Origin of the sequence: Pseudonocardia endophytica, assembly GCF_004339565.1 — a bacterium.
GTDB lineage: Bacteria > Actinomycetota > Actinomycetes > Mycobacteriales > Pseudonocardiaceae > Pseudonocardia > Pseudonocardia endophytica.
Window position 1 is genome coordinate 2787214 of the sequence record NZ_SMFZ01000002.1, and the last position, 14258, is coordinate 2801471.

13 protein-coding genes are annotated in these 14258 nt (G+C 71.7%); 12 read left to right on the plus strand and 1 reads right to left on the minus strand.

The window, feature by feature from the left end; translation table 11 throughout:
* Positions 1-12 precede the first annotated feature (12 nt).
* The 12 genes from EV378_RS31790 to EV378_RS31845 all read left to right on the plus strand — a co-directional run bounded on the left by EV378_RS31790 (position 13) and on the right by EV378_RS31845 (position 12396).
* Positions 13-423: a nuclear transport factor 2 family protein gene (locus tag EV378_RS31790; protein WP_132431259.1), complete on the plus strand. Its 411-nt coding sequence runs from the start codon at positions 13-15 to the stop codon at positions 421-423.
* A gap of 13 nt (positions 424-436) precedes the next feature.
* Positions 437-1993 (plus strand): class I adenylate-forming enzyme family protein, encoded by a 1557-nt coding sequence (locus EV378_RS31795; RefSeq protein WP_132431261.1) that lies wholly within the window; start codon positions 437-439, stop codon positions 1991-1993.
* Positions 1990-3624 (plus strand): FAD-dependent oxidoreductase, encoded by a 1635-nt coding sequence (locus tag EV378_RS31800; RefSeq protein WP_132431263.1) that lies wholly within the window; start codon positions 1990-1992, stop codon positions 3622-3624. Before EV378_RS31795 ends, EV378_RS31800 begins: the two co-directional genes overlap by 4 nt.
* 157 nt (positions 3625-3781) lie before the next feature.
* Positions 3782-5335, plus strand: coding sequence for a class I adenylate-forming enzyme family protein (locus EV378_RS31805; protein ID WP_132431265.1), 1554 nt, complete (start codon positions 3782-3784; stop codon positions 5333-5335).
* On the plus strand, positions 5332-6453 hold the full coding sequence (locus tag EV378_RS31810; protein WP_132431267.1) for an NDMA-dependent alcohol dehydrogenase: 1122 nt from the start codon (positions 5332-5334) through the stop codon (positions 6451-6453). The genes EV378_RS31805 and EV378_RS31810 overlap by 4 nt, the downstream gene beginning before the upstream one ends.
* Positions 6454-6461: 8 nt before the next feature.
* Positions 6462-6890: a nuclear transport factor 2 family protein gene (locus EV378_RS31815; RefSeq protein WP_132431269.1), complete on the plus strand. Its 429-nt coding sequence runs from the start codon at positions 6462-6464 to the stop codon at positions 6888-6890.
* 34 nt (positions 6891-6924) lie between these two features.
* The gene (locus EV378_RS31820) at positions 6925-7332 is read left to right on the plus strand and encodes a nuclear transport factor 2 family protein (RefSeq protein WP_132431271.1); all 408 of its coding nucleotides are present in this window, start codon (positions 6925-6927) and stop codon (positions 7330-7332) included.
* Positions 7332-8783 carry an aldehyde dehydrogenase gene (locus EV378_RS31825; protein ID WP_132431273.1) on the plus strand — a complete coding sequence of 484 codons (1452 nt, stop codon included), beginning with the start codon at positions 7332-7334 and terminating at the stop codon, positions 8781-8783. The genes EV378_RS31820 and EV378_RS31825 overlap by 1 nt, the downstream gene beginning before the upstream one ends.
* Positions 8783-9607 carry a mycofactocin-coupled SDR family oxidoreductase gene (locus tag EV378_RS31830; protein ID WP_165922585.1) on the plus strand — a complete coding sequence of 275 codons (825 nt, stop codon included), beginning with the start codon at positions 8783-8785 and terminating at the stop codon, positions 9605-9607. Before EV378_RS31825 ends, EV378_RS31830 begins: the two co-directional genes overlap by 1 nt.
* Positions 9604-10455, plus strand: a complete 852-nt coding sequence (locus EV378_RS31835; RefSeq protein WP_132431277.1) for a mycofactocin-coupled SDR family oxidoreductase — start codon at positions 9604-9606, stop codon at positions 10453-10455. The genes EV378_RS31830 and EV378_RS31835 overlap by 4 nt, the downstream gene beginning before the upstream one ends.
* A gap of 25 nt (positions 10456-10480) precedes the next feature.
* Positions 10481-11131, plus strand: a complete 651-nt coding sequence (locus EV378_RS31840) for a TetR/AcrR family transcriptional regulator (protein ID WP_165922586.1) — start codon at positions 10481-10483, stop codon at positions 11129-11131.
* 224 nt (positions 11132-11355) lie between these two features.
* Positions 11356-12396 (plus strand): hypothetical protein, encoded by a 1041-nt coding sequence (locus EV378_RS31845; protein ID WP_132431281.1) that lies wholly within the window; start codon positions 11356-11358, stop codon positions 12394-12396.
* A gap of 100 nt (positions 12397-12496) precedes the next feature.
* On the opposite strand, the gene EV378_RS31850 is transcribed toward EV378_RS31845, so the two are convergent.
* Positions 12497-14233, minus strand: a complete 1737-nt coding sequence (locus tag EV378_RS31850; protein ID WP_132431283.1) for an acetyl/propionyl/methylcrotonyl-CoA carboxylase subunit alpha — start codon at positions 14231-14233, stop codon at positions 12497-12499.
* Positions 14234-14258 lie beyond the last annotated feature (25 nt).

Sequence of the window (14258 nt, forward strand, 5' to 3'; positions counted from 1 at the left end):
AGGAAGATCACCATGAGCGCACGTGCGGAGATCGAGGACGTCCTGGGGCGGGCGTCCTGGGGCTACGACGAGAACGACGTCGACCTCATCGCGTCGCAGTTCACCGAGACGGCCGCGATGACGCTGCAGATCGGCCGCGACGGCGACACGATCGGCCCGTTCGAGGGCCGGGAGCAGATCCGGAAGCTGCATGCGGACTCCCTTGCCGCGCAGACCGACCAGCGTCGGCACAACGTCTCCAACCTGACCGTGTGGTCGGAGTCGGCGGACGCCGCGACGGTCACCAGCAACCTCACGCTGCTCTCCATCGAGAACGGCGCGATCCAGGTGCTCTCCTCGGGCTGGTACCGCGACGAGTTCGTCCGCGACGGCGGCGGTTGGCACATCGCGAAGCGTCACGTCTACCTCGACCTGCCCTACTGAGGGCTGGGCCGTCATGGTCAACATCGGACGGATCCCGGAGAAGTGGGCGGCGCTCACGCCGGAGCGGGACGCGATCGTCGACACCCCGAGCGGGCGTCGGATGAGCTGGCGCGAGCTCGACGGGCGCGTGCGCCGGCTGGCCAACGGCCTGCTCGCGCTGGGCTGCGCGCGCGGCGACCGGGTGGCGATCCTGGCCAAGAACTCGATCGAATACCAGGAGCTGTACTACGCGGCAGGCCGCGCGGGACTCGTCGCGCAGCCGCTGAACTGGCGTCTCGGTGTGGCCGAGCTGGCGAGGATCGTCGACGACGGTGCCCCGAAGGTCCTGATCTGCTCCGACGAGTGGCGCTCGACCGCCGATGAGCTCGCCCGCCTCGTCGACGTGCCGCACTGGCTGCAGTACGGCGCGGACGGCGACGGGTCCTACGAGGACCTGCTGGCGCGCAGCCCGGACAGCGAGCCGGAGACCACGGCGCAGGTCGGCGACGCGGACCCGTTCTTCATCCTCTACACCGGCGGGACGACGGGGGAGTCGAAGGGCGCGCTGCACACGCACACGTCGACGTCGTTCGGGATGCTGAACCAGACCGTCGCGGAGCGGATCGTCGCGACCGACGTCTACATGCTGACCGGGCAGATGTACCACATCCCGGTCGTGCTCTCGATGAACTACATGCGCCACGGCTGCCCGCTGGTGCTGATGAACTTCGAGGCCACGTCGTCGCTGGAGATCATCGAGGCGGAGCGGGTCTCGGCGTTCCTCGGCATCACCACGATGCTGAACTGGATGATGGCCGTGCCCGGGTTCTCCGGCTACGACCTGAACTCGCTGCGCAACATCCAGTACGGCGGCGGGCCGATGCCGTCCAGTGTGGTCAAGGCGGCGCTGGACTCGTTCCCCTGCACGCTGATCCAGGGCTACGGGCAGACCGAGGGCACGACGATGTGCTTCCTGTCCCAGGAGGACCACGCGGACGCCGTGCGCGGCATCCACCCGGAACGGCTCAAGTCGTGCGGGCGCGAGGGGTTCGTGACGAACGTGCGGATCGTCGACCCGGACGGCAACCCGGTCCCGAAGGACGGCGTGACGGCGGGCGAGATCGTCATCCGGTCCGAGGCCAACATGACCGGCTACTGGAACCGCCCGGACCTCACCAAGGCCACGCTGCGCGACGGCTGGATGTGGACCGGCGACGTGGCCTGCTGGGACTCGGAGTCGTACGTCTTCATCGTCGACCGCGCGAAGGACATGATCATCTCGGGCGGCGAGAACATCTACTCGGTCCAGGTCGAGGAGGCGGTGAACCAGCACCCGTCGGTGCTGGAGTGCGCCGTGATCGGGGTCCCGGACGACGAGTGGGGCGAGAGCGTGAAGGCGTTCGTCGTGCTCAAGCCGGAGACGACGGCCACCTCCGAGGAGATCGTCGCGACGGCACGGCAGCACCTGGCGTCGTACCAGAAGCCGCGGTCGGTGGAGTTCGTCGACGCGCTGCCCAAGGCACCCACGGGGAAGATCCTCAAGCGCGACCTGCGCAGGCCGTACTGGGCGGAACGGGACCGCTCCGTATGACGCGTGTCTGCGTGCTCGGCACCGGCGGCGCCGGCCTGGTCGCGGCCGTCGCGGCGGCGGACGCCGGTGCCGACGTGACCGTCGTCGAGAAGGGCTCGCGTGTCGGCGGGACGACGGCGCTGTCCGGCGGCACGACGTGGATCCCCGCCGTCGAGGGCGGGCGCGACGACGCGTTGTCCTATCTGGACTCGTTGTCGCACGGGCTGATCGACCGGTCGCTGGCCGAGGCGTTCGTCGACACCGGACCGGAGTTCCTGGCGTGGGTGCAGGAGCGCACGCCGGTCGGGTTCCACGTTGCGCCCGGTCTGCCCGACTACCACCCGGAGCACCCGGGCGGGAAGCCGAAGGGCGGGCGCTCGCACGACCCGGACCTGTTCCGCGTCGGGTCACTCGGGGAGTGGGCGGACCGGATCGTGATGCCGGAGCGCACGCCGAGGCTGATGCTGACGGAGGTCGGGCTGGGCGGCGGTGACGGCCTGGCACCGGGCACACCGGACCGCGCTCGACGCAAGGCCGAGGACTGGAGGGGCTGCGGCCACGCCCTGGTCGCAGGCCTGCTCTCGTACCTGCTGGACCGAGGCATCGAGCCCCGCCTCGGCGCGGGCGCCGTGGAACTGCTCCACGCGCCGACCTCCCTCCCGAACGAGGGTGCCGTTCGGGCAACGAGATTGCCCGAAGGTGCCGTTCGTTCGGGGGTGGGGCGGGTCGTCGGGGTCCGGTTGAGCGACGGGTCGGTGATCGAGGCCGACGCCGTGGTGATCGCCACCGGCGGGTTCGAGTGGGACCGCGGGCTCGTCCACTCGTTCCTGCGCGGGCCGATGACCGACCCCGCCTCCGTCCCGACGAACACCGGCGACGGGCTGCGGATGGCGATGGCCGCCGGCGCCGAGCTGGGCACGATGCGCGAGGCGTGGTGGGTGCCGACGATCCGGATCCCTGGCGCCGAACGTCCCGAGCTCGTGCTGCCAGAACGCACCCGGCCCGGTTCGATCATGGTCAATGGCGCGGGCAGGCGGTTCACGAACGAGGCCGCGAACTACAACGCGCTCGGCGGGGCGTTCCATCAGTTCGACGTGTCGTCGTTCCGGTACGCGAACCTGCCCTGCTGGCTCGTGGTCGACGCCGCGCACCTGCGCCGCTACGGGTTCCTGTCCGTCCCGCCCGGAGCGTCCACACCGGACTGGATGACGACGGCCGACACGCTCGACGACCTCGGCGCGGCCCTCGGCCTTCCGGACGGTGCGCTGGCCGCGACGGTCGCGCGGTTCAACGCCCACGCCGTCGACGGGACCGACCCGGACTTCGGCCGTGGCGTGTCCGCCTACGACGGCTGGAACGGGGACCTGGACCACTACCCGGGGCCGGGCGCGACGCTCGGCCCGCTGCTCGAACCGCCGTTCCACGCCGTCGAGGTGCACTCCGGATGCCTGGGCACGAAGGGCGGACCGCGTACCACCGTGGACGGCGAGGTGCTGCATGTGACCGGCGGCGCGATCCCCGGCCTGTACGCGGCCGGCAACGCCATGGCCGGAACGACCGGCATGGTCTACGGCGGCGCGGGCGGGACGCTCGGCCCGGCCATGGTGTTCGGCTACCGCGCCGGACGCCACGCGGCAGGGGTGCGCTCGTGACCGCGCCGACCCCCGCGGCTCCCGGATCGGCCGCAGCTCGCAGGGGATCCGAGGACGTCGCACGCCCCGCACGGCCTCGGAGGTGGGACGAAGGCCTGCGAGGGCGGAGCCCGGTCGGCGGTGGTCGGAGGTGACCCGGGCGCAGGAAGATCCGCGCATGGATCGCACCACCACCGACGCCGCGCACACGCTGCCCGGCACGCTCCGGCGCACGGCCACGGTCGCGTCGCTCACGAACCCGGACGCCGGCGTCGTCACCCCGGACGAACGGGCGCCGTGGGGCCGGATCCTCACCGGCGCCGAGGCGCTCGCGGCGCGCTTGGCCGACCTCGGCGTCGAGGAACACGGGCGGGTCGCGCTCGTGGCGTCCAACGGCGTGCCCGGCGTGGAGATGCTGTTCGCCTGCGGGATGCTGAACGTCGCCTGCGTCCCGGTGAACACGCGCTACACGCCGTCGGAGATCCGGCACGTGCTCGCCGACTCGCAGGCGGACACGGTCGTCGTCACGCCGGACGCGGAGCTCGTCGAGCTGACCCGGCTGGCGACGGCGGACGGCGTGCCCGCACTGCGCAGGCGGGTGGTGATCGGTGCCGACGAACCCGGCTTCGTCCGCGTCGACGACGACCACGGCCCGCCTGCGCCGTTCCGGTTCGCGCAGCCGCACGACATCGCGCTGATCCCGTACACGTCCGGCACGACGGCGCACCCGCGCGGCTGTCCGCTCACGCACGCCACGCTCGTCGAAGCCGGGAGGGCGGTCGGGCGGACCCGGTTCCGCGTCGGGCCGGAGGACGTCCTCTGGGACGTGCTACCGCTGTTCCACCTGTCGTTCGTGAACCCGCTGCTCGCGATCCTGGACGCGGGCGGCACGTTCGTCACCGACCGCCGGATGGACGCCGAACGAGCGCTGCACCAGATCCGCGACGAGCGCGTGACGGTCGCGTTCACCTGCTTCCCGACCGTGATGGACGCGCTGCTCGCCCACCCCGAGTTCGACGCGTGCTTCCGCGGCGTCCGGTTGATGCTCAACGTCGGACCACCGGACACGTTGCGCGCCATCCAGTCCCGCGCACCCCGGACCATCCAGCTGACGTCCTACGGCAGCAGCGAGATGGCCGGCATCGCGGCGACCACGAGCCCCGACGACCCGGACGACATCCGCCTCGGCACGAACGGCTACCCGCTGCCCGGTGTCGAGTTCACGGTCGTCGACCCGGACACCCGCGGGCCGCTGCCCACCGGGGAGCCGGGGGAGATCCTGGCCAGGGGCACCGGCCTGTTCACCGGCTACCTGGGCGGGTCACCGCACGACTCGGCCACCTGGTTCGCCTCCGGGGACCTCGGGCTCGTGGACGCCGACGGGCGCATCCACTACCGCGGGCGGATCAAGGACATGGTCAAGGTCGGCGGCGAGAACGTGGCCGCGCTGGAGATCGAGTCCGTGCTGGCGGGGCACCCGGCCGTACACACCGTCGCCGTCGTCGCCGCTCCGGACCCCCGCTACACGGAGGTGCCGGCCGCGTTCGTGCAGCTCCACTCCGGCGCGAGCGCCACCGCCGCGGAGCTGCAGGACCACTGCGCGGGCACGCTCGCGAAGTTCAAGATCCCGCGCCACGTCCGGTTCGTGACCCAGTGGCCGATGTCCAGCACCAAGATCCGCAAGGGACCTCTGCGCGAGCAGATCGCCGCGGAGCTGAGGGGAGATCCATGAAGACCGTAGGCGCCCTGCTCTGGGAGCCGGGGACGAACTCCGGCTGGAGCGTCGAGGAGATCGAGGTCGATCCGCCGAAGCGGCGCGAGGTGACGGTCAAGCTCGCCGCCTCCGGGATCTGCCACTCCGACCAGCACCTCGACGACGGCGTGATCCCGCTCCCGTGGGCGCCGGTGCTCGGCGGGCACGAGGGCGCCGGCGTGGTGACCGACGTCGGTGACGAGATCCACGACCTGGCCGAGGGCGACCACGTCGTGCTGTCGTTCCTCCCGTCCTGCGGGCGCTGCAGGATGTGCGTCTCCGGCCGCTCCAACATGTGCGACCTCGGCAACGGCGTGCTCGCCGGCACCGCGCCGGACGGCACGCACCGGGTGCACGCCCGCGGCCAGGGCGTCGGCTGCATGTCCTACCTGGGCACGTTCAGCCCGTACGTGACGGTGCCGGTGGACGCCGTCGTGAGGATCGAGAAGGACATCCCGCTGGACAAGGCCGCGCTGATCGGCTGCGGCGTGCCGACCGGGTGGGGCTCGTCGGTCTACGCGGCGGACATGCAGCTCGGCGACACCGTGGTGATCGTCGGGATCGGCGGCGTCGGGATCAACGCCGTGCAGGGTGCCGTCCACAAGGGAGCGCGCAACATCGTCGCCGTCGACCCGGTGTCGTTCAAGCAGGAGCAGGCCCAGGAGTTCGGCGCGACACACGCCGTCGGGTCCTACGAGGACGCGGCGAAGGTCGTCGAGCAGCTGACGAACGGCCAGGGCGCGGACCGGGTGATCATCACCGTCGGCGTCGCGACCGGGGACGTGCTGCAGCCCGCGCAGGAGATGACCCGCCGCGGCGGCGTCATGGTGCTCACCTCGGCCGCGCCGATCATGCAGCGCGACGTGCAGTTCGACCTGTTCACGTTCGCCATGTCCGGCAAGCGCCTGCAGGGCTCGCTGTACGGGACGACGAACTCGCGCAACGACATCCCGCTGATGGCGGAGCTCTACCGCAACGGGTCGTTGAAGCTCGACGAGCTGGTCACGCGCACCTACAAGCTCGAGGACATCAACCAGGCGTTCACGGACATGCAGGACGGCAGGAACCTGCGTGGCGTGATCATGTACGACTCCTAGGAGACCCAGTGAGCGACCGGGCGACCGACATCCAGCAGATCATCAACGCGACGCTCCTGTACGCGCGCGGGCTCGACCTGTTCGACCCCGACGAGGCGCTGAGCGCCTACACCGACGACGCGTACTGGGACGCGACGGCGGTGGGGCTCAAGCGGTTCGAGGGTGCCGAGGAGATCCGTGGGTTCTTCCAGGCCGATGCGGACTCGATGGCCGAGCAGTTCCACATCATGACCAACCACATCGTGGAGTTCGACGGGCCGGACTCCGCCCACGGCACGAACTATGTGTTCTCCGAGGGGTCGACGAAGAACGGCGCGACGATCAAGGCGATCGCGCTGAACCGCGACGAGTACCGCCGCGTCGGGGACACCTGGAAGATCTCCGGCCGCGCGATCTCGCCGCTGACCGCGCCCCAGATGGAGGGGTTCGAGGCATGAGCTCCGCCGACGTACTTCTTCCCGCGGAGGCGGCATGAACACGACCGACACGACGGGCGACGCGGTCCGCCGCTACCTCGAGATCATGAACAAGCTGGACGTCGAGGCGCTGAACGACCTGTTCGCCGACGACGTCGTGGTCCGGCTGCCGTACGCGCCGGACCCGGTGCCGAAACGCACCGAGGGGCGGGAGAACGCCGTCGCGCTGTACTCCGGGTTCCCGCAGCTGATCACCCCGCCCGGCTTCCACGATGAGGTGATCTGGGCGCTCGAGGAGCCCGGCGAGTTCGTCGCGGAGTACCGCAGCGACTGCACGATGCTGTCCACCGGCAAGCCGTACCGCAACGACTACATCGCCCGGTTCTCCGTGCGCGACGGCCGCCTCACGCAGGTGGCCGAGTGGTTCGACCCGATCGTCTTCCTCCAGGCACAGGAGCCCTGATGACCACGACCGCACCCGCCGTCCGTTCGTTCGACAAGCTGTTCGTCGGGGGCCGCTGGGTCGAACCGGCGTCGTCGAACGTCATCGACGTCGTCTCCCCGGTCACCGAGGAGCACCTGGCCACCGTCCCGGAGGCGTCCGCGGCCGACGTCGACGCCGCCGTCGCGGCCGCGCGGAAGGCGTTCGACGAGGGCCCGTGGCCCCGGATGAGCCCGGCCGAGCGCGGCGAGGTCCTGCGGCGCATCGGGGCGGAGGTGCAGAAGCGGATCCCGGAGATGGTCGCGTCGTTCACCGCGGAGATCGGCGCGCCGTCGATCATCTCGCAGGCGTTCCACGGCAACGCGACCGCGATGTGGGACGACGCCGCCACGCTGCACGAGCGGGTCGCGTTCGAGGAGCGCCGCGACTGGGACGGCGGCTCGGCGCTGATCGTGCGTGAGCCGGTCGGCGTGGTGGGGACGATCATCCCCTGGAACGGACCGGTCGCGACGGCGTCGCTGAAGCTGTCGCCCGCGCTGGCCGCGGGCTGCCCGGTGGTGCTCAAGCCGGCACCGGAGGGCCCGGTCAGCACGCTGATCCTGGCCGAGGCGCTGGAGGCGGCGGGCCTGCCGGAGGGCGTGGTGTCGGTGCTGCCCGCCGGACGGGAGGTCGGCGAGCACCTGGTGACCCACCCGGGCGTCGACAAGGTGTCGTTCACCGGGTCGACGGCGGCCGGTCGACGGGTGATGAGCCTGTGCGGCGACCGGATCGCCCGCGTCACGCTCGAGCTCGGCGGCAAGAGCGCCGGCATCGTGTGCGACGACATCCCGCTCGACCGCGTGCTCGGCTCGCTGCTGCCCGCCGGGTTCGGCCACTCCGGTCAGGTGTGCGCCGCGATCACCCGGATCCTGGTGTCCCGCAAGCGCCACGACGAGCTCGTCGAGGCCGCGGCGGGCGTGCTGTCGTCGTTGAAGGTCGGCGACCCCTGCGAGGAGGGCACCGTGATCGGCCCGCTGGCCGCCGAGCGCCAGCGTGACCGCGTCGAGGGCTACATCAGGGCCGGCATCGACGAGGGCGCCACGCTCGTCACGGGCGGCGGCCGTCCGCAGGGGATCGACAGGGGCTGGTACGTCGAGCCGACCCTGTTCGCGAACGCGGACAACAGCATGCGGATCGCCCAGGAGGAGATCTTCGGCCCGGTCCTGACGGTGATCCCGTACGACGACGTCGAGCACGCCATCAGGATCGCCAACGACTCGGAGTACGGGCTGTCCGGAGCCGTCTACACCGACGACCGCGAGCTGGGCGAGCACGTCGCGCGGCGGGTGCGGACCGGGCAGATCTTCGTCAACGACGCCTCGATGTGCGTGACGCAGCCGTTCGGCGGGTTCAAGCAGTCCGGGCTCGGACGTGAGGGCGGTGTCGAGGGCATAGAGCCGTACCTCGAGACGAAGATGATCCAGGGGGTCTGATGGGACGGATGGAGGGGAAGGTCGCGCTGGTCACCGGCGCGGCCCGGAACCAGGGGCGCAGCCACGCGCTGCGCCTGGCACGGGAGGGCGCCGACATCATCGCCGTCGACCTGTGCGGGCCGGTCGACACGATCGAGATGTACGGGCCGTCGTCCGAAGAGGACCTCGCGGAGACCGTCCGTCAGGTCGAGGACCTGGACCGGCGGATCGTGTCGCACGTCGCCGACGTCCGGGACTCCGCCGCGCTGGGGGCCGCGGTGGATGCCGGCGTGTCCTCCCTGGGCGCGCTGGACGTGGTGTGCGCCAACGCGGGCGTGTTCGAGATCGCTCCGGCGCTCGAGATCACCGACGCGATGTGGCAGACCATGCTGGACGTCAACCTGACCGGCGTGTGGAACACGTGCCGGGCGGCGCTGCCGCACCTCGTCGCGAACGGGGGCGGCTCGATCGTGATCACCAGCTCGACCGCCGGGATCAAGGGAACGCCGAACACGGTGCACTACACGGCGACCAAGCACGGGATCGTCGGGGTCATGCGGACGCTGGCCAACGAGTTCGCGGAGCAGGGCGTCCGGGTGAACACCGTGCACCCCACCGGAGTGGACACCGACATGATCATGAACGAGAAGACATGGGGGCTGTTCTCGCCGGAGAATCCGACGCGCGAGGCCGCCGCGCCGCTCTACGAGTCGTTGCACGCCCTGCCGATCCCCTGGGTGGAGCCGGTGGACATCTCGAACGCCGTGCTGTGGCTGGCCAGCGACGAGGCCCGCTACGTCACCGGCGTGATGCTGCCGGTCGACGCGGGATGGACGATCCGATGAGCGCGCCGACCGGGACGCACCGCCGCATGGAGGGCAAGGTCGCGCTCGTGACCGGCGCGGCCCGCGGGCAGGGCCGGGCACACGCGGTCCGGCTGGCGCAGGAGGGCGCCGACGTGATCGCCGTCGACGCCTGCGCGCCGATCGACACCGTCGACAAGTACCCGCTCCCGACCCGCGAGGACCTGGACGAGACGGTCGCGGAGGTGGAGCGTCTCGACCGCCGGATCGTGGCCAGGGTCGCCGACGTCCGTTCCCCGGACGCACTGGCCGCCGCGCTGGACGAGGGCGTCACGCAGCTCGGGGGCCTGGACGCCGTCGTCGCGAACGCCGGGATCGCCACCTACGGTGCCGCCACGGACATCACCGAGGACATGTGGCGCACGATGCTCGACGTCAACCTGACCGGCGTCTGGCACACGGCCGTCGCGGCGGTGCCGCACCTGCGGGCCCGCGGCGGCGGGTCGATGGTGTTCACCAGCTCGATCGGCGGGCTGAAGGGGATCATGGGGGTGGCGCACTACGTGTCCGCCAAGCACGGTCTCGTCGGGCTGATGCGCACGATGGCGAACGAGCTGGGCGGCGACCGGATCCGGGTGAACACCGTGCATCCGACCAACGTGGACACCCACATGATCCAGAACCCGGGTACGTGGGGGATGTTCGCGCCGGGGGACCCGGAGCCGACGCAGGAGAAGGCGATGGACGGGTTCCGATCGCTGAACGCGATGCCGGTGCCATGGGTCGACCCGGTGGACATCGCGAACGCGGTGCTGTTCCTGTCCAGCGACGAGGCGCGGTACGTGACCGGGGTGGCGTTGCCGGTCGATGCGGGTGCGGCCGTACGCTAGTTCCTCTACCAAACAGGAGGTAGGCGTGCGACAACCAGCAGGCCGCAGCGTGCGGCGCTCCGGAGGGGAGCGCAAGCCCCGCGAGGAGCGCTGGGCCGAGCTGATCGAGGTCGCCACACAGGTCTTCTACGAGAAGGGCTACGACGGCGCGTCGCTGCAGGACATCGCGGACCGGCTGGGGATGCTCAAGGGCAGCCTCTACTACTACATCCAGTCCAAGGAGGACCTGCTCTTCGACGTGATCAGCTCCGTCCACCGCGACGGGCTGGCCGTGATCCGGGCCCGTGCGGAGCTGCCGGGCGATCCGCTGCAGCGGCTGGAGAACGTGATCGTCGGGCACGTCGAGCACACGTGCCGCAACCTCGTCCCGACGGCGGTGTTCCTGCACGAGCTGTCCGCGCTGCCGCCGGACCGCCGGGTCGAGGTGCTCGGCAACGAGCACGCCTACCAGGGTGTGTTCCGCGGCCTGATCGAGGCCGGCCAGGCCGAGGGGCTCGTCCGCACCGACATCGACCCCCGGCTGGCCGCGCTCTCCGTGCTGGGGTCGACGAACTGGGTGTACCGCTGGTTCCGGCCCGGCGGCGCGTTCTCCGCCGACCAGATCGCGACGGAACTGGCCGGCATGGCCGTGCGCGGGATCGCGACGCCGGACGCTCTGGCCGCCCGGGGTGTCTGACCGGTTCGGGTGCTTTTCCCGGCTCGTCGGGAATCGCTACTCGTGTCGGTAGATTGCGCCCCTTTTTCACCGGTATGTGCTGGTCAGTGGGCTGCGTTTCACCGCGAATAGGTAAGCGGCCGGCAATTTCGGAGTAGGTCGCTACTCATGGCACCGGCCTCGTTCCGGAGGACTGTTCGGTGGTAACAGCAACGACACCGGAACCGCATCCCGAGGAGCCCGCCATGAGCGACCTGACCGCCGACCTCCTGAAGCTGGCCCAGGACGAGGTCAAGCTGGACGGCGACATCGCCGTCCGCGACGCCGACCGACTCACGGTGGCGAACGACGAGAAGACCGTCCACGACGACGAGAAGGCCGCGGGCACGGCCGCGAAGGACGTCGTCAACGCGGACAGGGCGCTGGCCGAGGCGGCCGCGCGCGTCCAGGCCCAGCAGCAGGTACTGGCCGCCGCGCAGGCCGCAGGGGACGCCGACGAGATCGCCCTCGCCAAGTCGAAGATGGCCACGGCCGAGCAGGACGCGCACACCGCCGCGCTCTCGTCGGCCCACGCCCACAGGACGCTCGACGACGCCGCGGCGAAGCTGAAGACCGACACCGACGCGCTGCACGCCGACCAGGACAAGCTCGCGAAGGACGAGGCGCAGGTCGACAAGGACGGCCACGACGTCGCCACCGACGAGCACCACGTCAACCACGACCTCGGCCTGCCGGAGGACACCCCGATCGACGGCGCGCCCGAGCTCGACGGGCACGGCGGCGTCGTCGAGCCCCCGCCCGTCGTCGTCACCGGTCCGATCATCGACGACTGGCCCACGCCGCACGGCCCGCACGACCCGATCGTCGTGCACGAGACCGTGCACCCCGAGGGTGACCCGCTCGACCCGGCCCCGGCCGGTGGCGACCCGGCTCCGACGACGACCGGCGGGGACCACACCCCCACGACGTTCCCGGTGCTCGCGCACGACCCGGACCCCGGCTACACGCAGCCCGCCCACGACATCGACCCGGGCTACTCGCCGGACCACGAGGTGTTCTCGCACGTGAAGGACCTCCCCGGCGACGCGCACGACGTGGACAGCTCGACGAGCACGTCCGAGCCGACGACCACGCACGAGCCGTCCACGCACGAGACGCACGAGACGGCCGCTCCGGTCGAGCACGAGAACGCGCCGGTGTCCCACGAGGGCTCCGGGCACGCCGCGGCGACGGACCACGACACGTCCGACGCCGGGCACGCCGACGTGGCCGCGCTGCACCACTGAGCGGCGAACCGCGGCGAGATGCGGTCCAGCGGGCGTCGTCGATCATCGGCGCCCGCTGAGCTGCATCTCGGCGGGCGAGTCGCAGCCGGCGGGGTCCCGGTCAGGCCGGGGTGACGTCCGCCAGCACCGTGCCGGCGGCGACCGACGCCCCGGACGAGACGTGCACGGCGGTGAGCGTCCCGTCCACCGGGGCGCGGACCTCGATCTCCATCTTCATCGCCTCCAGCACCACCAGCACGTCGCCGGCGGAGACCGCCGCACCGGCCGCGACCGGCACGTCGACGACGGTGGCGTCCATCGGGGCGGTGGGCGCGGCGCCGGACGTGGCGCCACCTACGCCGGACGAGCCCTGCTGGATCCGCTCCGACCGGTCCGCCCGGCTCGGGATCGCGATCTCCACCGGACCCCGGTCCGTCGCGATCCGCACCCGCCGGGTCCGGGGTCCGGCCTCCGGACGCCCGGAGGCCGGGGCCGGAGCGGGCCGGGCCTCCGGTGGCGTCGTCGGCACCCAGTCCCGCTCGACCGAGCCGGTGTCGTGCGTGCCGTCCACGAACGTCTCCTCGTCCAGCACCGTGCGCAGGTAGGGCGCCGTCGTCGGGACACCGTCGACGAGGAGCTCGTCGAGCGCGGCACCGAGTCGGCGACGCGCGGAGTCCCGGTCCGGGCCGCGGGCCAGGATCTTGCCGAACATCGAGTCGTACTCCGGGGCGACCGCGTCACCGGCCTCGACGCCCAGGTCGCAGCGCACCCACGGCCCGAGCGGGAGGTGCAGCCCGCGCACCGTGCCGGGTGACGGGCGGAATCCCGCGTACGGGTCCTCGGCCGCGATCCGGGCCTGGATCGCGTGGCCGTCCACCGTCACGTCGTCCTGGGCGAACCACAGCTTGTCCCCGGCCGCGACACCCAGCTGTGCGGCGACCAGGTCGACGCCGGTGACCAACTCGGTCACGCCGTGCTCGACCTGCAGGCGGGTGTTCATCTCGAGGAAGAAGAACTGCGCGCCGTCGACGAGGAACTCCACCGTCCCGGCGCCGACGTAGCCGACCTCGCGCGCCAGCCGGACGGCCGCGGCGTGCAGCCCGGACCGGACGTCCGACGGCAGGTCGGCGGGCGCCTCCTCGATCAGCTTCTGGTGGCGGCGCTGCACCGAGCAGTCCCGGTCACCGAGGTGCAGGACGGTGCCGTGCGCGTCGGCCAGGATCTGGACCTCGACGTGGCGCGGGCGGTCGAGGTAGCGCTCGACGTAGACGTCACCCCGTCCGAACGCGGCGCTCGCCTCCCGGGCGGCGGCGATCAGCGCGGCGTCCAGGTCCTCAGGGGACCGCACGACGCGCATGCCGCGCCCGCCCCCGCCGAACGCCGCCTTGACCACGAGCGGGAAGCCGATCTCCGACGCCATCCGTGCAGCCCGCGGCCCGGCCTCGACGGTGCCGTCACTGCCCGGCAGCACCGGGACCTGTGCGGCACGGGCTGTCTCGAGTGCCGCGACCTTGTCGCCCATCCGCGCGATCACGTCCGGTGCCGGGCCGATCCAGGTCAGCCCGGCGTCGACGACGGCGGCGGCGAACGCGGCGTTCTCGGAGAGCAGCCCGTAGCCCGGGTGCACGGCGTCCGCCCCGCTCGCCGCGGCGGCGCAGAGCACGGCGTCGACGGACAGGTAGGACTCCCGGGCGGGTGCCGGACCGATGCGGTGTGCCTCGTCGGCCAGGCGCACGTGCAGCGCGTCGGCGTCGGCGTCGCTGTAGACGGCGATCGTGCGCACGCCCTGATCCCGGCACGCGCGCACGATCCGGACGGCGATCTCGCCGCGGTTCGCGATGAGGACCGAGCGCACCATGTGCTCCACTCTGTCAGGCCGTCTG

Coding starts and splice junctions, on each gene's coding strand:
- EV378_RS31790 (WP_132431259.1), top strand. CDS start 13: ATGAGCGCACGTGCGGAGATCGAGGACGTCCTGGGGCGGGCGTCCTGG.
- EV378_RS31795 (WP_132431261.1), top strand. CDS start 437: ATGGTCAACATCGGACGGATCCCGGAGAAGTGGGCGGCGCTCACGCCG.
- EV378_RS31800 (WP_132431263.1), top strand. CDS start 1,990: ATGACGCGTGTCTGCGTGCTCGGCACCGGCGGCGCCGGCCTGGTCGCG.
- EV378_RS31805 (WP_132431265.1), top strand. CDS start 3,782: ATGGATCGCACCACCACCGACGCCGCGCACACGCTGCCCGGCACGCTC.
- EV378_RS31810 (WP_132431267.1), top strand. CDS start 5,332: ATGAAGACCGTAGGCGCCCTGCTCTGGGAGCCGGGGACGAACTCCGGC.
- EV378_RS31820 (WP_132431271.1), top strand. CDS start 6,925: ATGAACACGACCGACACGACGGGCGACGCGGTCCGCCGCTACCTCGAG.
- EV378_RS31825 (WP_132431273.1), top strand. CDS start 7,332: ATGACCACGACCGCACCCGCCGTCCGTTCGTTCGACAAGCTGTTCGTC.
- EV378_RS31830 (WP_165922585.1), top strand. CDS start 8,783: ATGGGACGGATGGAGGGGAAGGTCGCGCTGGTCACCGGCGCGGCCCGG.
- EV378_RS31835 (WP_132431277.1), top strand. CDS start 9,604: ATGAGCGCGCCGACCGGGACGCACCGCCGCATGGAGGGCAAGGTCGCG.
- EV378_RS31845 (WP_132431281.1), top strand. CDS start 11,356: ATGAGCGACCTGACCGCCGACCTCCTGAAGCTGGCCCAGGACGAGGTC.
- EV378_RS31850 (WP_132431283.1), bottom strand. CDS start 14,233: ATGGTGCGCTCGGTCCTCATCGCGAACCGCGGCGAGATCGCCGTCCGG.